The sequence below is a fragment of the Streptomyces sp. NBC_01012 genome (genome assembly GCF_045162755.1).
Classification (GTDB): Bacteria; Actinomycetota; Actinomycetes; order Streptomycetales; family Streptomycetaceae; genus Streptomyces.
The window spans coordinates 3,781,174-3,802,490 of record NZ_CP108688.1; the positions used below are offsets into that span (position 1 = coordinate 3,781,174).

Below are 21,317 nucleotides of genomic sequence, written 5' to 3' on the forward strand. Positions count from 1 at the left end.
GTCACACAGCACGATCCGCATTCCTATGATGGGCGCACGACACCGCGGACCACCACTACCAGGCAGGGACCGTCAGGTGTACGGAGGCGCGACGGTGGTGGAGGGGTCGATGACTCAGGGGGCCGGTCAGGAACCCGTGGTGCGGACAGCGACGTTGCGTGACTTCCGCGTACCGCCGTATGCGCAGGCGCCGGTGCCCGCGCCCTCGCCGCACCCGGGCAATGCCGTGGGGGGCGACGAACCGCCGGAGGGGTACACCCCCACCGAGCGCGATCTGCCCGTGATCAACCGGGGCGACACCGTCCAGGTGGAGGCCGTGCCGGAGCCCCGGCCCGCCGCCGACTCCGGACGGGGTCCGCTGTACGTCGTCGGCGACGTCCACGGCTATCTGGACGAGCTCATGGCCGCCCTGCACGAGCAGGGGCTCACCGACGCCGACGGCCGGTGGGCTGCGGGGAACGCCAGGCTCTGGTTCCTCGGCGACTTCACCGACCGCGGCCCGGACGGTATCGGCGTCATCGACCTCGTCATGCGCCTCTCCGCGGAGGCCGCCGCCGCCGGCGGGTACTGCAAGGCGCTCATGGGCAACCACGAGCTGCTGCTGCTCGGCGCCAAGAGGTTCGGCGACACCCCCGTGAACTCCGGCGCGGGAACCGCGACCTTCCAGGCCGCCTGGCTGCTCAACGGCGGCCAGAAGACGGACATGGAGCGGCTCCAGGACGTCCACCTCCAGTGGATGGCCCGGCTGGACGCGGTGGTCGAGGAGGATGGGCATCTGCTGATGCACTCCGACGCGACCACCTACCTCGACTACGGCTCCACCATCGAGGACGTCAACGACACGGTGCACGCCATTCTCACGCGCAACGACGCCGACGAGTGCTGGGACCTCTTCCGCAAACTCACCAAGCGGTTCGCCTTCCGTGACGAGGGCGGCACACAGGCCGTCCGCGAACTGATGTCGACGTACGGCGGGCAGCGCGTCGTCCACGGTCACAGCCCCATTCCGTACCTGCTCGGCGAGGTCGGTTCGGAGGAGGGCGAGGAGGTCGCACGGCCCGTGGTGAACGGTCCGCACGTCTACGCGGACGGGCTCGCCATCGCGATGGACGGCGGCGTGACCATGGCCGGAAAGCTATTGGTCGCCCAACTTCCCCTGCATGACTGACGGTCGCCGGGGCAGACGCATCTCGACCTGACACCGTCAGCCGCTGGGCCTATTTCCGGAAACACCCTGTCACCCCGTGCCGTAGGCGCTCTACCATCGGCGTATCAGTCGCAGGCTCTCCTCCGTTTCCGCCCGATCGCCCGGCCCGCACGGTCGATCAGGCCCTACGGAGCATCGGGGGATGCACATGAATAGCGCTCCGCACCTGCTGGCCGAGGACCGCCCCGAGTACGAGCGGATCCTTGCCGACGCGCTGCGTCATGCTCAGATACGACCGGATCCGGACGAAGTCGGCGACCGTCTCAACACGGAACAGCTGCGGACGATGGCTCTCAACGCCACGCCCTTGATCACCGCGGCGGCCGCCACCGAGTACGACCACTACGTGAAGGTCCGCGGCGAGGTCCGCGGGACGGGGGACCTGGACACCCAGGGGTCTCTCCTCGAACCCGCCACGGCCGAGGCCACCCCCAGCGGCGCCGGCACCCTCGCGGTCATAGCCGTGCTCGCACCCCTGCTCGCGGCTACGGCCGCGTTGATATTCCTGGTGATCGGCTACCCGCTCAAGGCGCTCAGCCCCGCCCCGGCCTTCGCCACGACCATGGTCACCGCCGGGTGGTTCTTCGCCGCCGTCGCCGCCGCCGCCATCCTCGTCGCCGCGGTGGGCCTCCTCGTCACCGCCCTGCGCAACGGCGCCACCGCGCTGCCGGCCGTGGACGAGGAGGAGGAACTGCCGGAGGACGTGGCGCGCGCCCGGGAGGCCTGGCGCCACGCCCTGCTGGAGCGCGGCGTCCTGCCCTTCCTCCGGGACGCGCTGGCCGATCCGACGGCGGGACCCGCGTCGCGGACGCCGCACCGCTCGCCCGAACGCATCCCGAAGATGGGTTACAGCAGGCCGGACTTCTCCGGGCCCGAGGAAGGCCCGTCCGCCGGCCCGCGCCCCACCTTCACCAGCCCCGACTTCACCAGCCCGGACTTCGGCGGCCCTGAGCACCGGCCGGAGTGACCCGGGCGGGCAGGCAGACCAGCCCGCCCAGGACGAAGCCGTACACGGCGACCAGCCCATGACCGTTGGACTGGGCGATCCACATCGCGAGGCCCAGCACGGGCACCCCGAGGGCGAGCAGCGCCTCCTTCGCGACCACGCCGCTCCGGCCGGCGCGCAGGACACGGAACAGGAGAGGCGCGGCGAGCGTGGCGGCCAGGAAGTAGGTCGCCCCTGAACTCCCCGCGAAGTTGCGCGGGTCGACGCCGCGGTCACTCGCGCCGAACAGCCTGTCGACGTATGTCGGCAGCAGAATCCCGGCGGCGAACAGGCCCAGCATGAGAGGGCCGCCCCAGAACCAGGCCGCCAGCGCCGCGATGACGGCGAGGGTGACGAGATTCCACGCGTCGCCGAACAGGCCGCCGTTCTGCATGAAGACCGAGGTGACGATCCGCCACCAGCCCGACCTGGCCGGGTCGGCGTCGAAGGCCGCCATCGCTCCTGACCAGCACAGCTGCGTCACCAGCCCGGCGACGACGAGGGCAGTCAGCCCCACCGCCGACCAGGGGACGCGTCGCTCCCGCAGGGAGTCATCGCCGAGCAGGGCCATCCCACCCTTGAACATCAAAACCATCAGTGCAGCCGTGGTCACGTTGAACACCAGAGAGCCCACCGCCACCACCCCCCTTCGGTCCGCCAGGTGATTCGAGGACGACGGTAACCTCACGGCGGACCAAATTCAAACAGTGTTAGAAAAACGGTAGGCTGCCTCCATGAAGTTGACGGAGGAGCGGATCATCGACGCCGGCATGGCGGAGTTCGCCGAGTCGGGTTACCACGGCCTGTCCATGCGCAGGGTGGCGCAGCGGCTCGACGCCCGCGCCGGGAGCCTCTACTACCACGTGCCCAGCAAGAGCGCCCTGGTGCAGCTGATGGCGGACCGCGTCGCCCGCCAGGCGTACGAGGCGGGGACCGCAGCCCTGGCCGAACTGGGGCCCGATGGGCGCTGGCAGGAGCGCGTCGAGGCGCAGCTCGTCACGCTGCGCCACGCCCTGCGCCGCCACCGCGGCGGAGCCGTGATGTTCGCCGACAGCCCCAAGGTCCTCAGCACCGGGGCGCTGGCCCTGATGGAGCGGCTGTTGGAGACCCTGCGCGACGGCGGTGTGCCCGCCACCCGTCTCGGCGTCGGCGCGGACGCGCTGCTCAGCCATGTCACCGGGTTCGTCCTCCAGGAGCAGAGCGAATCGCCCGCGATGAGCATCGACGCCGAGGAGGCCGTCGCGTTGCGGCAGCGGTTCCCGATGACGGTGGCCGCCGCCGCCGGCCCCGAGGAGGAGGCGCAGGACGCGAAGTACGTCCACAGTGTGCGGCTCCTGTGCGCGGGCCTCGCCGTGCTCCCCGATACGGGCCTCTGACGTGTCGCGGGCTACAGCTCCGCGAGATTGCCGGCCAGGTCGTCGAGGCCCAACGAGCCCTGGGAGAGCGCCTTCATGTGCCAGGCCCTGAGGTCGAAGGCGGCGCCCTGGCGGCGCTTCGCGGCCTCGCGGCCCTGGAGCCACACGCGTTCGCCGAGCTTGTAGCCGATGGCCTGTCCCGGCCAGCCGAGATAGCGGTCGATCTCCGATGCGCGGCGGGCGGCCGGGCTGCCGTTGTACGTGGCCATGAACTCCGCGGCGAGGGAAGCGGTCCAGCGCTCGCCGGGGTGGAAGCCCGAGTCGGCGGGGATGGCGAGTTCGAGGTGCATCCCGATGTCGATGATCACCCGTATCGTGCGCAGCATCTGCCCGTCGAGGAAGCCGAGGCGGCGCGCGGGTTCGGAATAGAAGCCCAGATCGTCCATGAAGCGTTCGGCGTACAGGGCCCAGCCCTCGACGTTGGCGCTGACCATGCCCTCGGTGACCTGGTAGCGGCTGAGCCGGTCGGCGACCGCGGCCCACCGGGCGAGTTGCAGATGATGCCCAGGGACGCCTTCGTGGTACCAGATGCTGACGAGCTGCCAGGTCGGGAAGCTCTCCTGGCCGAGGGTGGGCAGATAGGTGCGTCCGGGGCGGCTGAAGTCGAGGCTGGGACCCTGGTAGTAGGGCCCGGAGGCGCTGCCCGCCGGCGCGATCCGGGACTCGACCTTGCGGATCGGCCCCGAGAGGTCGAAGTGGCTGCCGTCCAGGGCGTCCACCGCCTCGTCCATCAGCTGCTGCAACCAGTCACGGATGGCCTCCTCGCCCTTGACCGCGTGGCCGTGCTCGTCCAGGTGGTGCATGGCATCGAGGAGCGTGGCGCCGGGCAGGACCCGCTCGGCCTCGACGCGCATCTCGGCGAGCGTCCGGTGGAACTCGTGCCAGGCCCAGGCGTAGGCCTCGTCCAGATCGAGCTCGGCACCCGTGTTGTGGCGGGCGGCGTGCAGATAGCGCTCCCGGCCGACGGCGTCCGGGGTGTCCGCCGCCGCGGGGGCGTAGGTGTCGCGCAGCCAGTCGCGGAACTCGGAGACCGCGGCGGTGGCCCGGAGCTCTGCGGCGTCGAGCTCGATGCGCATCCGGTCGGTGCCGCCCGCGACGAAGCCCGCGAACCATCCGGCACCGCCGCCACCTTGCTGCCGGTCGGCCTCCCCGGTCCAGTCGGTGAGCTGGCCGATGATCCCGGCAGCCTGCCGTGGGGCGGCGAGCAGACCGCGGGACATCCCTTCGGTGAGGGTGGCCCGGTATCCGTCGAGCGCGCCGGGGAGATTGCGCAGCCGCCCCGCGACCGCCGCCCAGTCCTCGTCGGTGGCCGTGGGCATGAGGGTGAAGATCGTCCGTATCTGGTCGACGTGCGCGCCCACGGTGCGCAGTTGCCGGAAGTTCTCGCCGGTGTCGTGCATCGCGAGCTCGGCGGTGAGGCGTTCACGCAGCAGCCGGGCGCAGGCCTGTTCAGCGGGATCGTCCGGTACAGGCGCGGCGTCGAGTGCGGCGAGACTGTGGCGGGAGACATCGGCGAGCGCCTCGAAGCCCTCGGGCGAGAGGTCCGGCTGCCGGTCGTCGCCCCGGTCGAGGCCCAGCCAGGCGGACGTCATGGGGTTGTGCGCGGCCACCTGATCGAGGTGGCTGTCGGCGATGCTGCGCGGGGTGACCGATTCGATGGGCATGGGGACATCCTGACGCGCCGCAGGTCCCCGCGCCGGGCTCTCGGACAGCCGGCCGTCCGGAACCCAGGGAACCGGACCACGCCCGTGGGCGGCGCCCTCCGGGAGGCGCTGTTCCGGAGGGGCTTCGTCCGCCCCACCGGAACAGCGCCTGCTCCGCAGGGTGTCAGTCGGCCAGCGGGAGGTACACCCGGTTGCCCCTGGCCGCGAACTCCTGGGACTTCTCCGCCATACCGGCGAGCGCCTCCGCGTCGAACTCGGTGTCGACGACCGTGGGTCCGACGCCGTGCTCCCGCCGGATGTCGTGGGAGATCTTCATCGAGCAGAACTTCGGCCCGCACATCGAGCAGAAGTGTGCCGTCTTCGCCGGCTCGGCCGGCAGCGTCTCGTCATGGAACTCCCGTGCGGTGTCGGGGTCGAGCGCCAGGTTGAACTGGTCCTCCCAGCGGAACTCGAACCGCGCGTCCGACAGCGCGTCGTCCCACTCCTGCGCCCCGGGATGCCCCTTGGCGAGGTCCGCGGCATGGGCGGCGATCTTGTACGTGATGACACCCGTCTTCACGTCGTCGCGGTCGGGCAGCCCCAGGTGCTCCTTGGGCGTGACGTAGCAGAGCATCGCAGTCCCCCACCAGGCGATCATCGCCGCGCCGATGCCCGAGGTGATGTGGTCGTACGCGGGCGCGACGTCCGTGGTGAGGGGGCCCAGGGTGTAGAACGGGGCCTCCTCGCAGATCTCCTGCTGGAGGTCGATGTTCTCCTTGATCTTGTGCATCGGGACATGCCCGGGGCCCTCGATCATCGTCTGCACACCGAACCGCTTGGCGACGGTGTTGAGTTCACCGAGCGTCCGGAGCTCGGCGAACTGCGCCTCGTCGTTGGCGTCGGCGATGGAGCCGGGGCGCAGCCCGTCACCCAGCGAGTACGTCACGTCGTACGCCGCGAGGATCTCGCAGAGCTCCTCGAAGTGTTCGTAGAGGAACGACTCCTTGTGGTGGGCCAGGCACCACGCCGCCATGATGGATCCGCCGCGCGAGACGATTCCGGTCTTGCGGCGGGCCGTCAGCGGGACGTACGGCAGCCGGACGCCGGCGTGCACCGTCATGTAGTCGACGCCCTGTTCGGCCTGCTCGACGACGGTGTCCTTGTAGATCTCCCAGGTCAGCTCCTCGGCCCGGCCGTCGACCTTCTCGAGCGCCTGGTAGAGGGGGACCGTGCCGATCGGCACGGGGGAGTTGCGCAGGACCCACTCGCGGGTGGTGTGGATGTTGCGGCCGGTGGAGAGGTCCATGACCGTGTCGGCGCCCCACGTGGTGGCCCAGGTCATCTTGTCCACCTCCTCCTCGATGGAGGAGGTGACCGCGGAGTTGCCGATGTTGGCGTTGACCTTCACCAGGAAGCGCTTGCCGATGATCATCGGCTCGATCTCCGGGTGGTTGACGTTGGCGGGCAGGACGGCCCGGCCCGCCGCGATCTCCTCCCGCACGACCTCGGGTTCGACGTTCTCCCGGATCGCCACGTACTCCATCTCCGGGGTGATCTCCCCCCGGCGGGCGTACGCGAGCTGGGTGACGGGACCGCCGTCCCGGCTGCGGCGCGGCTGCCGCGGGCGCCCGGGGAAGACCGCGTCGAGATTGCGCAGGCCGCCCCTCGGGGAGGTGTGCTTGAGCCCGTCGTCCTCGGGGCGCACGGGGCGGCCCGCGTACTCCGCGGTGTCCCCGCGGGCGGTGATCCAGTGCTGTCGCAGCGGGGCGAGCCCCCGGCGTACATCGGTGTCCGTGGTGGGGTCGGTGTACGGCCCCGACGTGTCGTACAGCGTCACGTCCTTGCCGTTGGTGAGGTGCACCTGGCGGACCGGCACCCGGAGATCCGGGCGTGAGCCCTGGATGTATCCCTTGTGCCAGCCGATGGACTTCCCGGCCTCGTCGTTCTGCGCGTTCCGCTTCGAGGCAGGCGTGCGTGCGTCCGCTGTGGTCATGAGACCTACTCCCTACGCCGGCATTACCCGGTAACAGGTTCGGCGGTCGGCGCAGCGTGTCCCGTATGGATATACGGAGGTCAGCGCCCTCTCAGCCCGGTGCTCCGAGCTCCCGCGTGTACAAATGCGTCCCCACGCTAACCCTCGTTCTGGCGCGCTGGCCAGAGGGCCTCCCCGGTTCTTGGGATGATCGCCGGGTGACGTCCCCTCCGAGTGCCCCCGAACCCCACGGCCCCGCATCAGGCAGCACCCAGAGCCATGCGCATGGCCACACCCACAGCCACGGCCCCGCAGCGCCGGTGTCCAAGCACCTTCGCAAGGTCATCGCGGCTGTACTGATCCCCTTCGCCGCCGCGGTCGTCGTCGGCCTCGTGGCCTTCTGGCCCGGCGGTGCGCCGGCCCATGAACGCACGGGTGTCGGCTTCGACCGGCAGACCCAGGACGGGCGGGTCACGAAGGTCGTGTCGGTCAACTGCGCGGATGTCAACGCCTCGCAGGTGCCGGCGACCGGCGACACGTCCACCGCGGCCGGTCAGGAAGCGGTCAACGAGCAGACCGGGAAGTGCAAGAAGGCCACGGTCGAGGTGACCAGCGGTAAGGACAAGGGCCGTACGTTCGTCGAGGTCGTCCAGCCCGACGCCCCGCGACAACTGCGCGAGGGCCAGGGGGTGGTCGTGGCGTACGCTCCCGACGCGCCCCGGGACCTGCAGTATTCGGTGACCGACGTGGACCGCGCGTTCCCGATGGCTCTGCTCGCCGGGATCTTCGCCCTCGCGGTGATCGTGGTGGGCAGACTGCGCGGACTCATGGCGCTGGTCGCGCTCGCCGTCTCCTTCGCCGTGCTGACCCTGTTCATCCTGCCGGCGATCCTCCAGGGCTCCAATCCCCTGGTCGTCGCGGTGATCGGGGCGAGCGCCATCATGCTGATCGCCCTCTACACCTGCCACGGACTGACGGCCCGCACCTCCGTGGCCGTCCTCGGCACACTCATCTCGCTGGTGCTGATCGGGCTGCTGGGCTCGCTCTTCATCGGCTGGGCCGTCCTGTCCGGGAACACGGACGACAACACCGGTCTGATCCATGGGCTCTACCCGGACATCGACATGAGCGGCCTGCTGCTCGCCGGTGTGATCATCGGCTCGCTCGGTGTGCTCGACGATGTGACCGTGACCCAGACGTCGGCGGTCTGGGAGCTGCACCAGGCCGATCCGGCCATGGGCGCGCGCGGCCTCTACCGGGCGGGTATCCGGATCGGGCGCGACCACATCGCCTCGGTCGTCAACACACTCGTACTCGCCTACGCCGGCGCGGCTCTTCCGCTGCTGCTGCTGTTCTCCATCGCGCAGAGCAGCGTCGGCACGGTGGCCAACAGCGAGCTGGTCGCCGAGGAGATCGTCCGTACCCTGGTCGGATCGATCGGGCTGGTCGCCTCGGTACCGGTGACGACGGCGCTCGCTGCCCTGGTGGTCTCCGCGGACCGCACGGGGCTCGGCGCGGGAGCCGGAGCTCCTGCACCCGCGCGGACCGGGAGGGGACGGCGCCGCAAGGCGTGAGCCGGACCTTCCTGTTTCAGCCGGCGTTCTGCTCCTTGGCGAGGATGCGGCCCAGCGCCTCTTCCAGATTGCCGTCGAAGTCACCCAGCGTGTGCTCCTGCCCCAGCGGCACCAGCTTGTCCGTACGGTCGAGAAATGCCACAAGAGGTGCCGTGCCGGCCCTGAAGAGCGCACGGTCCGCACCGACCTGAAGGCGGATGTGTACATCCGACAGCCCTTCGGGCTCGGTCGGGCCGATGTGCACATCGCCGTCGCCGCTGGGGCTGTTGAGACCGTCGAGCAGTAGCTCACGGCCGAATGCCCAGGTGACGGGGGCGTCACCCGGCAGGTGGAAGGTCATCCGGATCGCGTACGGATCACTGACCTCGTACCGGAGCTCCACCGGAATACGGAAGGAGAGCTCCTCGGAGACGAGGAAGCTCATCATGACCTCTGCTTGAACCGACTCGCGCATCGTTCAACCCCGCAGTAGATGAAACTGGCCAGGAATGATCCCCCATGGCCCTATTGACGCCATCGTGGTGCACGCGATAGCAGATCACAAGGAGTGATTTTTCAGATACTGATAGAGAACACGAACGAGCGCAAGAGAGTCGTCACTTCGCAGCGTAGTTGTTCGACTGCGGGGCGCAACCGTTCTTCCTGATGCAGGGGGAGAGATACAGCCATGGCCGCCACGGCGGAACCGACAGTGATCGGAATGGCCGCGCAGACCGTCCCCAAGGCGTACTCCTGCCGCTCGATGACGGGCTCCGTACGCTTCATCGTCCGCAGCCGGTGCAGCAGCGCCTGACGGTCCCTCACGGAGTAACGGGTCAGCGGCCGGACTGGGTGCCGGTCCAGATGATCCTCACGCGCACGCTCGTCCAGCTGCCCGAGGAGGCACTGACCGAGGGCGTGGGCATGGCCCGTCTCACGGAACGAGGCCCATTCGTGCACCGCGGAGACGGCCGGAGTCTCGGCGACAGCGATTATCTCGATCTCGCCGTCCTTGTAGAGGGCGCAGTACACGGGGGCGCCGATGACATCGGCCCAGTGCGCGAGCGACTCGACGATCACACCGGGACGCGGCGTCGCAGGGCCTCCGCCCAGGCGCTCGGCCGCCGCTCCGAACAGGAAGACGCCGTTCTCCCTGCGGAGATACCCCTCATGGGTCAGGGTCCGCAGCAGGTGGTAGGCGGTGGGGAGAGGAAGCCCCGCCTCCCGGGCGAGCTGCTTGGCCGGCGCTCCGTCCCGATGGGTGCCCACAGCCTCCATAAGTCTCAACGCCCGCTGAACCGAACCGATCAACGTCGGGACAGCGGTACTCGATGCCGTGGTCACAGGTCACCCCCAGGCATGGTGACGGGCTTTCAGCCCTCCCGCGGGGGCCGCCCCCACGGGCCCGCCGCGAGCCTGGGGTCCGGAGACCGGACGGTCGCACAAACCACTGGGCAGGGTGGTGACGGACCGTCGTTTCCCAGCTGGCGGCAGCGGTACGCCACTGTATCGGCACGGTCAGTCACGAGTGAGGTTTCGACCGTGACTTAGCTCAGCTGGGCTAATCGTCGAATCCCCGGTCCCTGCCGGCCGCTCTACCAGCCGCGGCCCGACGAGGACATGAACTTCCGCACGACGAAGACCAGGGCGCCCACCAGCACGACGAGCACCAGCACCTTGAACAGCAGACTGATGACGAACCCGACCACGCTGGCGATCAGGCCGCCGAACACGACGAGCACGATGAGAGGCACCGCGACCCACTTCACCCACCAGGGCATCCCTGCGAAAATCTCCTGCACCGCCATCGCCGCTACCTCGTCTCTATGAGTTCCTGCTTCGATGCTAGAGGCGCGGGACGGTCCACAGGGACCCGGGAGCCCTTGAACTCCCCTGAGTGATCCCCTAGGGAACATCGGGGCTTCTCGAGGCCCGGCACCGGTGAAAACCCCCGCGCGGGCCGGTCAGCCCTCCGGCGGGGAGAAGATCACCATCACCCTGAGGTCCTCGGTGACGTGGTGGAACTTGTGCACGGCACCCGCGGGTACGTACACGACGCTCCCCCGTCCCACCTGGGTGGTCTCCGTACCGACCGTGATCGAGGCGCGGCCGCTCACGACGAGGTACACCTCGTCCTGCCGGTGCGGCTGCTGCGGATCGAGCGCTCCCGCGTCCAGGGCGTACAGGCCGACGGACATGTTGCGTTCCCGGATGAACTGCAGATACGCGCCTTCGTTCGCAGCGCGTTCCGCCTCCAGCTCGTCCAGTCTGAATGCCTTCATCGTCCGTCCGCCCCTCGCGCCCGCACCGGTCGGTCCCGGCGGTGTTCGCCACCGATCATGTCTGCCACGATCAGACACATGAAGAATTTCGTAGTCAAGACGATCGCCAACGCGGGTGCGCTGGCGGTAGCCATCTGGTTGCTCCAGGACATCACGCTGACCGGTGACAACACGGGTCGCAAGGTACTCACGCTGATCGTGGTGGCGTTGCTGTTCGGTCTGGTGAACTTCATCGTCAAGCCGGTGGTGAAGGTGCTCACCCTGCCTCTGTTCATCCTGACGCTCGGGCTGATCACACTGGTGGTCAACGCTCTGATGTTGATGCTGACCTCCTGGCTGGCCGGCGTCATCGACGTGAACTTCCATGTCGAGGGCTTCTGGACCGCCGTCCTGGGCGGCCTCATCATCTCGATCGTGTCCTGGGCGCTCAACGTGGTGCTCCCCGACGACGACTGATTTCGCCCGTGCTGGCACAGTGCGACACGGACCGGCGGACGCCGGGGAGAGACGAGGAATCAGCATGAGCACCACGGGCGACGGGACACGGGCCGTACGAGCGGGCCTGCCCGAACCGGAGCAGTACGAGCCCACCCTTCCCGGCCCGGTCTTCGCCGCGCACTTCCATCTGTCCGGCGAGCCTGTCGGCCCCTACACGTACGGCCGGGAGACGAATCCGACCTGGACCCACCTGGAGCGCGCCATCGGCGAGCTGGAGTCACCGGGGGAGCAGGTCGAGACCACGGTCTTCGCATCGGGGATGGCCGCCATCTCGGCCGTGCTGCTGTCCCAGGCGCGCACGGGAGACGTCGTGGTCCTGCCCGACGACGGCTACCAGGCGCTCCCCCTGCTGCGGGAGCAGCTGGAGGCGTACGGCATCGAGGTGCGGACCGCGCCGACGGGCGGGGACGCCCAGCTGGCACTGCTCGACGGTGCGAAGCTGCTGTGGATCGAGACCCCGTCCAATCCCGGCCTCGACGTCTGTGACGTGCGCAGGCTCGTGGAGGCCGCGCACGCCGCGGGTGCTCTGGTCGCGGTCGACAACACCCTGGCGACTCCTCTCGCCCAGCGTCCCCTCGAACTGGGGGCGGACTTCTCGGTGGCCAGCGACACCAAGGGCATGACCGGGCACGGAGACATCCTGCTCGGGCACGTCAGCTGCCGCGCCCCGCAGCTCATGGCCGGAGTACGGCGCTGGCGCAAGGTGGTCGGCGCCATTCCGGGCCCGATGGAGGCCTGGCTCGCGCACCGGTCGCTGGCCACGCTGCAGCTGCGGATCGACCGTCAGTGCACGACAGCGCTGGCCCTGGCCGAGTCCCTGTCCAAGCGCGCGGACGTGAAGGGCCTGCGCTATCCGGGGCTGCCCGGAGACCCTTCGCACCCGGCGGCCGTCCGGCAGATGCGGCGCTTCGGTTCCGTGGTCTCGTTCGTGCTGGCGGACGAGGCCACCGCTGAGCGCTTCCTGGCCGGGCTCCGCCTCGTCGACGACGCGACGAGCTTCGGCGGCGTACGGTCCACCGCCGAGCGCCGGGCACGGTGGGGCGGGGACGCGGTACCGGCGGGCTTCATCAGGTTCTCGGTCGGCGCCGAGGACCCCGAGGATCTGCTGGCCGACGTGGAACGCGCGCTGGACGCCTCCGCGCGCTGATCCTGCCGTCCGGTCCTGGCAAAACCGGTCCGGGACGGGCGTCCCCGTCCACCGGACCGGTCCCGCCCGGGACGAGCGGTCCGAGCCTCCCCCCTCGTGACTCGGACCACCCCGGTTCCTGCGCCGAGAACCGCCTGGACAAGGCTAGTTGACTCTGCGTCAGTGTCCAATCACAGTAGCGACAGCGACCTATCGACATATTTATAGTTGGGGCGGTCGCGAGGGACGGTGCGGGACGGCGCGACGTTCGTGAGGGCGGAGGGGGCGGAGCATGGACCTGGCCCTGCTGCGCACATTCGTCACGGTGCACCGGGCCGGATCCTTCACCCGGGCCGCCGCCCTGCTCGGGCTGTCCCAGCCTGCCGTCACCTCGCAGATACGCACGCTGGAGCGACAGCTGGGCCGCCCGCTCTTCCTGCGCAGGGCCCGTGGGGTCACCCCGACCACCGTCGGCGACGAGCTCGCCCACCGTGCCGCCCCGCACCTGGACGCGTTGGTCGACATCGTGGAGGCGGGGCTCGACGAGGAGTCGGGGGCCAGAACCCTGCACCTGGCCGGTCCCCCGGAGTTCACTTCCGTACGGGCGCTGCCCGCCCTCACCCCGCTGATCGCCCAGGGGCTCGCGCTGCGCAGCACCTTCGTCGCGAACACCGAGGACACCCTGGAGGGGCTCGCGGCCGGGCACCACGATCTGGCCATCACCACCGCCCGCCCGCGCGGTGGGCTGCTGACGTCCACCACCCTCTGCGACGAGGAGCACGTCCTGGTCGCCGCACCGCGCTGGGCAGGGCGGCTGGGGCCGGGGGCGTTGCGGCACAAGGGTTCCGTGCTCCTGGAGCAGCTGCCGGTGGTCGAGGTGCACGAGAGCCTGCCCCTGGTGTCCCGTTACTGGGCGGCGGTCTTCGACAGCCGCCCCGCCGCTTCCGCGGCCGTGATCGCACCGGATCTCCGCGCGGTTCTGGAGTGCGCGGCGTCGGGTGCCGGTCTCGCCGTGCTGCCGCGTTATCTCTGTGAGGACGCGCTGGAGCGGGGTGAGGTCGTGGCGCTGCTCGATCCGCCGATACCGCCGCTGCGCACGTACTTCCTGCTGGCCAGGGCCGGGACACTCGGCCTTCCGCATATCGCGCGGGCGCACGAGTGGCTGGTGCGTGCTGCCGTGGACTGGTGACCGGTCGGCCGATGGGCGTTTCAGATGGGGTTTCCCGGGCCACGCTCTTGCCATGACCGAACGCCCGGTGGTCAAGCGCACAGCACGCGCCGTCCTGCTCGACGGCGATGAGCTCGTCCTGATCAAGCGCACCAAGCCCGGTGTCGACCCGTACTGGCTCACGCCGGGCGGTGGGGTCGAGCCGGAGGACGCCACCGTCGTCGACGCGCTGCACCGCGAGGTCGACGAGGAGCTCGGCGCCAAGGTCGTCGATGTCGTGCCCTGCTTCGTCGACACCGTCGAACATATCGCCGGCGGTGGCGTCAAAGGCGTCAAGGTGCAGTACTTCTTCCTCTGCCGACTGGTCTCGATGGACCTGTCGCGTCGCCATGGACCGGAGATCGACGAGCCCCGCGGGGAGTACGAGATCGTCCGGGTGCCCTTCAGCCGCGTCGGAATCGCCGCCGTGCACCTCGTGCCCTTGTCCCTGCGGCACTATCTGGACGCCAACATCGAGGGCGTGCGGGCGCTGCACGCACCCGATCTGGGCTGAGACCCGCGCGCCTCGGCGTGGGGACGGGTGCATGACGGCATACCGGGCGCTCCGCGTACATCGAGTGCTGGGCGTACGCCGCGCACCCCTCGTACGCCGAGGCCAGTAGCCGGGAATACTCCCGCTGTCAGATGTCGGCCGACTCCGCGCTTGACACCGTGTTTCACGTGAAACCACTCAAGCGTCCTGCTCGCCGGAGCCTCCTCGTCGCCCACGTAGCGGTGTCCGTGAGCTGGCTGGGCCTCACCGTGGGGCTGCTGGCTCTCGGCCTCAGCGCGTACCTCACCCACGACGCCACGATGGCTCAGGCCGCCACCCGCGCCATGAAGGTCTTCAGTGACTGGCTCATCGTGCCGGTCGCCCTGCTCTCCCTCCTCAGCGGCCTGCTGCTGGCGCTCGGGACCCCCTGGGGCTTGGCCCGGCACCGCTGGGTCTGGACGAAGTTCTGGCTGACCCTGATCACCGCGGGGTTGTCGATCTTCGCGCTCCGCCCGGGCATCGACGAGGCCGCGGCCCGGGGTGCGGCAGACATCGATCTGCTGATCGCGCCCTCGGTGGCCACGGCCACGTATCTCTTCATCACCGCGATATCGGTACTGAAGCCGTGGGGACCGACTCGCCGGGGCCTACGCCTGCGGCAGGCTCGGGAGCCTGCGCGACAACCAGCCTCCCAGCGGTGACCGCCCGCCGGTCGAGCGCACCCGAGAGCACGGCAAGCAGCAGCGCCGAGGCTGCGAGTACGGCGCCGACCCAGTTGGGCGCGGTGTAGCCGAACCCGGCCGCGATGACGATGCCGCCGAGCCACGCCGAGAGCGCGTTCCCGAGATTGAAGGCCCCGATGTTGACGGCGGAGGCCAGGGTGGGTGCGCCGGCCGCCTGGTCCAGAACGCGCTTCTGAAGCGGCGGTACGGTCGCGAAGCCGAGGGCTCCGATGAGGACGATGGTCACCGCGGCAGCGATCTTGTTGTGTGCGGTCAGGGTGAACAGGGCCAGGACCACGGCGAGCGCGCCGAGCGACACGTACAGCATCGGCATCAGATGGCGGTCGGCGAACTTCCCGCCGAGGAGATTCCCGCCGACCATGCCGAGCCCGAAGAGCACCAGCAGCCAGGTGACGGACGAGGTCGCGAAGCCGGCGGTCTCCGTCATCATCGGGGTGATGTAGGTGATCGCCGCGAAGACTCCGCCGAAGCCCAGAATCGTCATCGCCATGGCGAGCAGCACCTGCACATTACGGAACGCGGCCAGCTCATGGCGGATTCGGACACCTTGTGGCTTCGGCTGCTCGGGAACGAGCTTCGCCACGCCGACAAGTCCCAGAACACCGAGCCCCGCGACGACGAAGAACGTGACCCGCCAGCCGAAGTTCTGACCGATGGAGGTCCCCAGCGGGACTCCGACGACGTTGGCCGTGGTGAGCCCGGTGAACATCATGGCGATGGCGCCGGCCTTCTTCTCGGGAGCGACCAGTTCCGCGGCCACCACCGATCCGATGCCGAAGAAGGCGCCATGCGCGAGTGAGGCGATCACCCGTCCGGCGAGCATCACCCCGAAGACCGGAGCGAGCGCGGACACGACGTTCCCGACGATGAACAGGCCCATCAGAACCATCAGCATCCGCTTCCGGGTCACGCGAGTGCCCAGGACGGTCATCAGCGGAGCACCGAGAACCACACCCAGGGCATAGCCCGTGACCAGGAAGCCTGCGGTCGGGATCGAGACCTGGAAGTCCGACGCGACATCGGGGAGCAACCCCATGATCACGAACTCTGTGGTGCCGATACCGAATGCCCCGATGGCGAGGGCGAGGAGCGCGAGCGGCATGGGTGTCCTTCCCTGAAGATTGCGTCTGCGCCTTACGGGCGTCGACAATAATTGCAGACGCTCATTATTGGCAAGCACGGGCTATTGCGTTCGTGCCCTATCCTGGAACGGAAGCAGCTCCCGCACGGAGGAGAGACGGACGATGACAGCGACAGACCCCGCACTGACGGCCCTCGCCCAGAGCTGGTGTGCCCTCTCCCTGCTCCACGGGAAGATCGAGGCGCGCATCGAGCGGGCGCTGCAGTCCCACCACAGCATCAGCGCACGCGAGTTCTCCCTGCTCGACGTCCTGAGCCGCCAGCACAGCGGCACGGGCGGCCATCTGCAGATGAAGCAGGTGGCGGACGCGGTGGTGCTGAGCCAGAGCGCCACCACACGGCTGGTCACCCGGCTCGAGGACCGGGGCCTTCTCACCCGGTACCTCTGTGACACGGACCGGCGGGGCATCTACACGGACGTCACCGAAACGGGTCTCACCCTGCTGAACGAGGCCAGGCCGACCAACGACAACGCGCTCCGCGCCGCTCTCGACGAGGCAGCCGAGAACCCGGAGCTGGCCCCGCTGGTCCGGACGGTCGAGGACCTCAAGGTCCCCGCCTGAGCCGGCGCGTTGCGTAGTCTGCCGATCATGAGCGATCTCGACATACGCCCTGCGGCACTCGCGGACATCTCCGCCATCGTGGCCATGCTCGCCGACGACCCGCTGGGTGCACAGCGTGAGTCCCCGGACGACCTCGCGCCCTATCACGCCGCGTTCCGGCGACTGTCCGACGACCCGAACCAGCATCTGACCGTGGCCGTGCGCCAGGGCCGCATCGTGGGAACGCTCCAGCTCACGATCATTCCCGGCCTGTCCCGACGCGGTGCGACCCGCTCCCTCATCGAGGGTGTCCGCGTCCACGCGGACGAGCGCGGCAGCGGCCTCGGCACCCAGCTGATCCAGTGGGCGGTCGATGAATCCAGGCGTCAGGGCTGCCAGTTGGTGCAGCTGACGTCGGATGCCAGCCGCACGGATGCCCACCGTTTCTACGAGCGGCTGGGCTTCACCGCGAGCCATGTGGGCTTCAAACTCACCCTCTGAGCCGTTGATGAGCTCCGGACAGCTCCGTACTCCGGGAGGAAGCGCGTGCACCGCATCAGTGACGAGCAGCGCAGGATCAGGCTCGGCCGACGACATCTGCTGGCCCCGTCCGTGCGGGCCGCTTCCGCCGTCGATGTGGCCGATGCCGTCGTCGCCCTGCATTCGACCGACGCCGCCACGGTCTTCCTCTCCGTCTGCGCGCGGCTGACCGACCCGGGGGTCGCAGCGGTGGAACGGGCGCTCTACGAGGACGTCTCGCTGGTGCGGCTGCTCTCCATGCGGAACACGTTGTTCACCGTGTCCGCGCAGGCCGCACCCGCGGTCGCCGCGTCGAACGCCCGCGCCGTGGCCGCCAGGGAGCGCCAGAAGCTCCTCAAGCATCTACGGGAGGACGGCAACGGACTGGACGAGCGGTGGCTCGCGGATACCGAGCTGCGGACACTCGCCGCCCTCTCCGCTCGGGGCCGTGCCACGGGGAGCGAGCTGTCGGCCGCCGTACCCGCGCTGCGCACCAAGATCACCATCTTTCCCGGGACGAAGCAGGAGGCGGTGCAAGGAGTCGCCTCCCGGGTGATCCGGGTGCTGGCCGCCGACGGCCGCATCCGGCGGGACCGGCCCCGGGGGTCATGGACCTCCAGCCAGTTCCGCTGGACGGCCACCGAGCCCTGGCCCGTACTGGATCCCACCGAGGCCCGGGTGGAAGTGGCCCGCTGCTGGCTCCGCTCCTACGGCCCTGGGACCGAAGGCGATCTGAAGTGGTGGACCGGCTGGGGTGTCCGCGAGACGCGTGCGGCCCTGGCCGCCCTCGGCGCCGAGGAGGTCCTGCTCGACAACGGGACCGCCGGCCTGGTCGCCCCGGGGGATCTCGCCGCCGATCCCGCTCCGGAGCCCTGGGCCGCCCTGCTGCCCGGTCTGGACCCGAGCGCGATGGGCTGGGCCGACCGCGGCTTCCACCTGCCCGCTCATCATCGCGCCGACCTCTTCGACCGCGCCGGAAACATCGGGCCCACGGTGTGGTGGAACGGCGCGATCGTGGGTGGCTGGGCACAGCGCGCGGATGGCGAGCCGGTGTGGCGGCTGCTGTCCGATGTGGGCCGGGAGGCTTCACAGCGCATCGAGGAGGAGGCGGGCCGGCTGTCGGCATGGACGGGCGACGCCCGGGTCACGCCGCGCTTCCGTACACCTCTGGAACGCGAGTTGACGGCCTGATCCGTTCGCCGGAGGAGTCCCGGTCGTGGAGGAGTCCCGGTCGTGGGGAGCCGGGAGGAGCGCGGGTCGGTGTTTCACGTGAAACACCGACCCGCGCTCTCAGGTGGCGAGCCCCCGCCAGCCGCCCTCGTCCACGCCGCCGGGAACGGCCGCGCTCCGGTCGTACGGCTCCCGGGTGAAGACGAACGATCCCAGGTCGAGATGGTCCACAGTGCCGTCATCGCGCCGTACGACCCGGAGCGTCTCCCCCGCGTAGTAGCCGTTGAGGCCCGTCCAGGTCCCATCGGGGCGTGCCTCGAACCGAGCGCCGCGGCCGACGCCCCGCAGGGGCTGGAACTCCAGACCACCGTCCGCGAGCAACTTCAGTCCGTGGACCTGCGTGCCCCAGTACCAGGGCCCGGTCAACGCCAGCAGCTCCTCGTCGAACTCGGGCAGCGGGCGCCAGGGCTCCGGGATCCTCGGCTCCGCGTCAGTGACGATCTGCAGGAGGTCCGCGGCGACGCCACCGATCAGCGGGCCGGAGGTGGCGTTCGTGAGCACCACCGCCGCCACGTCGTCCTCGACACTGAACAACAGCGCGGCCAGGAAGCCGGGGAGCGAGCCCATATGGCCGAGGAGCGTGCGGTTGCCGCGGCGTACGGCCTGAAGACCGAGGCCGTACGTGCCACCCCAGTCACCCGCCTCGGACGGAGCGGCCGGGGCACGCATCTCCGCGACCGAGGACGCGCGGAGCACCCGCTCGTCCCCCTGCGCCAGGAAGGCGGCGAAGCGGAGCAGATCGGTGGTGGTGGACCAGAGCTGACCGGCCGGCGCCATCAGTCCCAGGTCCTCGGACGGCTCGGGCAGCATGACGTCGGCCCACGGGTGGACGGCCCAGCCGCCCGCATGCGGGGCACACGGCTGCGAGGTCGTGCGGTCCATCCCCAGCGGCTCCAGAATCTCCCTGCGCAGCACCTCGGCCCAGGAATCGCCCCGCAGCCTCTCCACAAGAGATCCGAGCAGCGTGTAACCGGGGTTCGAGTAGTGGTGCCCATGGCCGGTCGGGCGGATCACGGGCTTCTCCCCGAGCACATCCGCCAGCTCAGGACGCAGCGCACCCGGCGTCCTCTCCCACCAGGGGGCGGGCGCCTCGGCCGGCAGCCCGCCACTGTGGCCCAGCAGCTGGAAGACGGTCACCTGTCCGGCATCCGTGCCCGGCAGGTGCTTCTCCAGGGGGTCGTCCAGATCCAGCAGCCCCTCGTCGCGCAGGCGCATCACCAGCACGGCGGTGAACGTCTTGGTGATGGAGCCGATCCTGAACTGCGTGTCGCCGTCGGGTTCATGACCGTCCACACAGCTGCGGGCGCCGATCCAGGCGATCTGCCCCTCCCTCTGCACAGCTGCGACGAGGGAAGGGGTCCGGCCCTCGGCCTGTGCGGTGGCGACGCGGTGCAGCAACGCACGCCGGGTACTGGGGAGCAGAACTTCGGAAGAGGTCATGCCCAAGCATGACCCGCGTGTCACCGGTCTGACCAACTCATTCCGCAGCTGTCGGGCCGTCTTCCGCCTCGCCCGCCGTGTGGGGCAGCAGCGGGAACAGCCGGGTGATGAGGGCCACCGGCCGGGCCCCGTCGGGCCTGGCCAGGGGGCGTTGTTCGCGGACCTGGTAGGGCGCGAGAGCCTGTCGCACCACCTCGGCGACCCGGCTCATCTCGTCGGGAGTCAGGTAGGCGACGGCACTGAAGGCCTCGTCACGGCGCCATTCGGCCGGCGCCCCGTCCCGCTGGTTCAGCCAGCGCTGCCAGCTCTCGTCCTCCAGCCCCCGGGCCAGGTCGCCGAACTGCTCCTCCGCGGCGTCGGCCGAACCGGCGGCTCGGTCATGCCGCAGCAGACGCCAGGGGCGTGCGCGGCCGCCGTTGTGGGGCGCTTCCTCGATGTACCCATGACGCGCCAGCTGCCGCAGGTGGAACGAGCAGAGACCCGAGCTGTGGCCCAGCCGGGCAGCGGCTTCGGTCGCCGTGACGGTGCCGACTTCGGCGAGCAGGTCCAGGAGGGCCGTACGGACCTCGTGCGCACGCAGTTCCTCGCCGGTGCCGCTGGTACCGCCGGTTCGGCCGTGTGGAGTGGTGAGGTCATCTTCAGTCACTTTGCAAAGTCTGCTACTTTGCAAAGCAGTTGGCAAGCGAGCAGCGAACGAGCAGAGCAGGAGATGGATATGCCGGTGCGCCGGGTCACGGTGGTGGGTGAGGAGGTCCTCAGGGTCCCGTGCCGGGAGGTGACCGAATTCGGCACTCCCGAGCTGTCCGCACTGATCGACGACATGTTCCTGACGATGTACGTGGCGGACGGCGCCGGACTCGCCGCGAACCAGGTCGGCGTCGGCCTGCGGCTCTTCGTGTACGACTGCCCCGACGACCACGGAGTCCGGCACACAGGACACCTCATCAACCCCGTCCTGGACCGGGTCGATCCGGCCGACCGCCGGCTCGTCGAGGAATTCGAGGGCTGTCTCTCCGTGCCCGGCGCCACCATGACGGTTCCCCGCGTCGATCGCACCGTGGCTCGCGGGTTCGACAAGGACGGCAATCCGCTGGTCATCGAAGGGCAGGGCTATTTCGCCCGGTGTCTCCAGCACGAAACCGATCACCTCGCCGGCCGCATCTATCTGGACCGGCTCTCCGGGCGGGACCGCAAGGAGGCGCTGCGGCAGATGGAGGCCCGCATCGAGGGCGTCCTCGCCCTACGCGCCGAGAAGGCCGCTCGCCCTGGCACACCCCGCTGAGTTCCAGGAGGACTGGCGGCACATCCGGATCGCGCACCGA

General features: G+C 69.7%; 23 protein-coding genes and 1 riboswitch. Of the genes, 13 read left to right on the forward strand and 10 right to left on the reverse strand.

The features are described 5' to 3' along the window. Nucleotides 1-109 precede the first annotated feature (109 nt). Both OG623_RS17070 and OG623_RS17075 read left to right on the forward strand, forming a co-directional pair. The gene (locus tag OG623_RS17070; RefSeq protein WP_406147452.1) at nucleotides 110-1,168 is read left to right on the forward strand and encodes a metallophosphoesterase; all 1,059 of its coding nucleotides are present in this window, start codon (nucleotides 110-112) and stop codon (nucleotides 1,166-1,168) included. 181 nt (nucleotides 1,169-1,349) lie between these two features. After that, complete coding sequence (locus OG623_RS17075) at nucleotides 1,350-2,174, forward strand: hypothetical protein (protein WP_406147453.1); 825 nt, start codon at nucleotides 1,350-1,352, stop codon at nucleotides 2,172-2,174. Here the strand turns inward: OG623_RS17075 and OG623_RS17080 are convergent. Then, a complete protein-coding gene (locus tag OG623_RS17080) occupies nucleotides 2,131-2,805 on the reverse strand; it encodes a hypothetical protein (protein WP_406147454.1) in 675 nt (224 codons plus the stop codon). The two genes, OG623_RS17075 and OG623_RS17080, sit on opposite strands and share 44 nt — an antisense overlap. Nucleotides 2,806-2,926: 121 nt before the next feature. Here OG623_RS17080 and OG623_RS17085 point away from each other — a divergent pair, with 121 nt between their 5' ends. Further along, on the forward strand, nucleotides 2,927-3,568 hold the full coding sequence (locus OG623_RS17085) for a TetR/AcrR family transcriptional regulator (protein WP_406147456.1): 642 nt from the start codon (nucleotides 2,927-2,929) through the stop codon (nucleotides 3,566-3,568). Between the two features lie 11 nt (nucleotides 3,569-3,579). On the opposite strand, the gene OG623_RS17090 is transcribed toward OG623_RS17085, so the two are convergent. Both OG623_RS17090 and thiC read right to left on the reverse strand, forming a co-directional pair. Then, a complete protein-coding gene (locus OG623_RS17090; protein WP_406147458.1) occupies nucleotides 3,580-5,271 on the reverse strand; it encodes a DUF885 domain-containing protein in 1,692 nt (563 codons plus the stop codon). Between the two features lie 163 nt (nucleotides 5,272-5,434). Continuing rightward, the gene (thiC, locus tag OG623_RS17095; protein ID WP_406147460.1) at nucleotides 5,435-7,243 is read right to left on the reverse strand and encodes a phosphomethylpyrimidine synthase ThiC; all 1,809 of its coding nucleotides are present in this window, start codon (nucleotides 7,241-7,243) and stop codon (nucleotides 5,435-5,437) included. Then, nucleotides 7,236-7,369, reverse strand: a riboswitch (TPP riboswitch). Its footprint overlaps the gene before it by 8 nt. 71 nt (nucleotides 7,370-7,440) lie before the next feature. On the opposite strand from thiC, the gene OG623_RS17100 reads away from it, so the two are divergent. Further along, the gene (locus tag OG623_RS17100; RefSeq protein ID WP_406147461.1) at nucleotides 7,441-8,796 is read left to right on the forward strand and encodes a YibE/F family protein; all 1,356 of its coding nucleotides are present in this window, start codon (nucleotides 7,441-7,443) and stop codon (nucleotides 8,794-8,796) included. A gap of 16 nt (nucleotides 8,797-8,812) precedes the next feature. Here OG623_RS17100 and OG623_RS17105 read toward each other — a convergent pair whose 3' ends face one another. The 4 genes from OG623_RS17105 to OG623_RS17120 all read right to left on the reverse strand — a co-directional run bounded on the left by OG623_RS17105 (nucleotide 8,813) and on the right by OG623_RS17120 (nucleotide 11,057). Further along, the gene (locus tag OG623_RS17105) at nucleotides 8,813-9,250 is read right to left on the reverse strand and encodes an SsgA family sporulation/cell division regulator (protein ID WP_073750747.1); all 438 of its coding nucleotides are present in this window, start codon (nucleotides 9,248-9,250) and stop codon (nucleotides 8,813-8,815) included. 101 nt (nucleotides 9,251-9,351) lie between these two features. Next, the gene (locus OG623_RS17110; RefSeq protein ID WP_406147462.1) at nucleotides 9,352-10,119 is read right to left on the reverse strand and encodes an IclR family transcriptional regulator; all 768 of its coding nucleotides are present in this window, start codon (nucleotides 10,117-10,119) and stop codon (nucleotides 9,352-9,354) included. 251 nt (nucleotides 10,120-10,370) lie between these two features. Beyond that, nucleotides 10,371-10,583, reverse strand: a complete 213-nt coding sequence (locus OG623_RS17115) for a DUF5326 family protein (protein WP_406147464.1) — start codon at nucleotides 10,581-10,583, stop codon at nucleotides 10,371-10,373. Between the two features lie 156 nt (nucleotides 10,584-10,739). Continuing rightward, nucleotides 10,740-11,057, reverse strand: a complete 318-nt coding sequence (locus OG623_RS17120; RefSeq protein ID WP_406147466.1) for a cupin domain-containing protein — start codon at nucleotides 11,055-11,057, stop codon at nucleotides 10,740-10,742. Nucleotides 11,058-11,135: 78 nt separating this feature from the next. On the opposite strand from OG623_RS17120, the gene OG623_RS17125 reads away from it, so the two are divergent. From OG623_RS17125 to OG623_RS17145, 5 genes are all read left to right on the forward strand, one after another. After that, nucleotides 11,136-11,513, forward strand: coding sequence for a phage holin family protein (locus OG623_RS17125; protein ID WP_406147468.1), 378 nt, complete (start codon nucleotides 11,136-11,138; stop codon nucleotides 11,511-11,513). Nucleotides 11,514-11,577: 64 nt separating this feature from the next. Then, nucleotides 11,578-12,702, forward strand: coding sequence for a cystathionine gamma-lyase (locus OG623_RS17130; RefSeq protein ID WP_406147470.1), 1,125 nt, complete (start codon nucleotides 11,578-11,580; stop codon nucleotides 12,700-12,702). 271 nt (nucleotides 12,703-12,973) lie between these two features. Next, nucleotides 12,974-13,870, forward strand: a complete 897-nt coding sequence (locus tag OG623_RS17135; RefSeq protein ID WP_406147472.1) for a LysR family transcriptional regulator — start codon at nucleotides 12,974-12,976, stop codon at nucleotides 13,868-13,870. A 52-nt stretch (nucleotides 13,871-13,922) separates the two neighbouring features. Beyond that, a complete protein-coding gene (locus tag OG623_RS17140; protein ID WP_406147474.1) occupies nucleotides 13,923-14,402 on the forward strand; it encodes an NUDIX domain-containing protein in 480 nt (159 codons plus the stop codon). A gap of 167 nt (nucleotides 14,403-14,569) precedes the next feature. Further along, a complete protein-coding gene (locus tag OG623_RS17145; RefSeq protein ID WP_406147475.1) occupies nucleotides 14,570-15,082 on the forward strand; it encodes a DUF2269 domain-containing protein in 513 nt (170 codons plus the stop codon). On the opposite strand, the gene OG623_RS17150 is transcribed toward OG623_RS17145, so the two are convergent. Further along, complete coding sequence (locus tag OG623_RS17150) at nucleotides 14,982-16,226, reverse strand: MFS transporter (protein ID WP_406147476.1); 1,245 nt, start codon at nucleotides 16,224-16,226, stop codon at nucleotides 14,982-14,984. The two genes, OG623_RS17145 and OG623_RS17150, sit on opposite strands and share 101 nt — an antisense overlap. A 142-nt stretch (nucleotides 16,227-16,368) precedes the next feature. Here OG623_RS17150 and OG623_RS17155 point away from each other — a divergent pair, with 142 nt between their 5' ends. From OG623_RS17155 to OG623_RS17165, 3 genes are read left to right on the forward strand one after another with little or no spacing between them, the layout of a single operon-like run. Continuing rightward, complete coding sequence (locus OG623_RS17155) at nucleotides 16,369-16,827, forward strand: MarR family transcriptional regulator (RefSeq protein ID WP_362886368.1); 459 nt, start codon at nucleotides 16,369-16,371, stop codon at nucleotides 16,825-16,827. 27 nt (nucleotides 16,828-16,854) lie between these two features. After that, a complete protein-coding gene (locus OG623_RS17160; RefSeq protein WP_362886366.1) occupies nucleotides 16,855-17,307 on the forward strand; it encodes a GNAT family N-acetyltransferase in 453 nt (150 codons plus the stop codon). A 45-nt stretch (nucleotides 17,308-17,352) separates the two neighbouring features. Then, a complete protein-coding gene (locus OG623_RS17165) occupies nucleotides 17,353-18,516 on the forward strand; it encodes a winged helix DNA-binding domain-containing protein (protein ID WP_406147478.1) in 1,164 nt (387 codons plus the stop codon). A gap of 99 nt (nucleotides 18,517-18,615) precedes the next feature. Here the strand turns inward: OG623_RS17165 and OG623_RS17170 are convergent, their stop codons facing one another. Together OG623_RS17170 and OG623_RS17175 are read right to left on the reverse strand one after the other, a co-directional pair. Next, nucleotides 18,616-19,995, reverse strand: coding sequence for a serine hydrolase domain-containing protein (locus OG623_RS17170; protein ID WP_406147480.1), 1,380 nt, complete (start codon nucleotides 19,993-19,995; stop codon nucleotides 18,616-18,618). 37 nt (nucleotides 19,996-20,032) lie between these two features. Continuing rightward, complete coding sequence (locus tag OG623_RS17175; protein ID WP_406147481.1) at nucleotides 20,033-20,641, reverse strand: helix-turn-helix domain-containing protein; 609 nt, start codon at nucleotides 20,639-20,641, stop codon at nucleotides 20,033-20,035. Nucleotides 20,642-20,710: 69 nt separating this feature from the next. Here OG623_RS17175 and def point away from each other — a divergent pair, with 69 nt between their 5' ends. Further along, nucleotides 20,711-21,277 carry a peptide deformylase gene (gene def / locus OG623_RS17180; protein ID WP_406147482.1) on the forward strand — a complete coding sequence of 189 codons (567 nt, stop codon included), beginning with the start codon at nucleotides 20,711-20,713 and terminating at the stop codon, nucleotides 21,275-21,277. Nucleotides 21,278-21,317 lie beyond the last annotated feature (40 nt).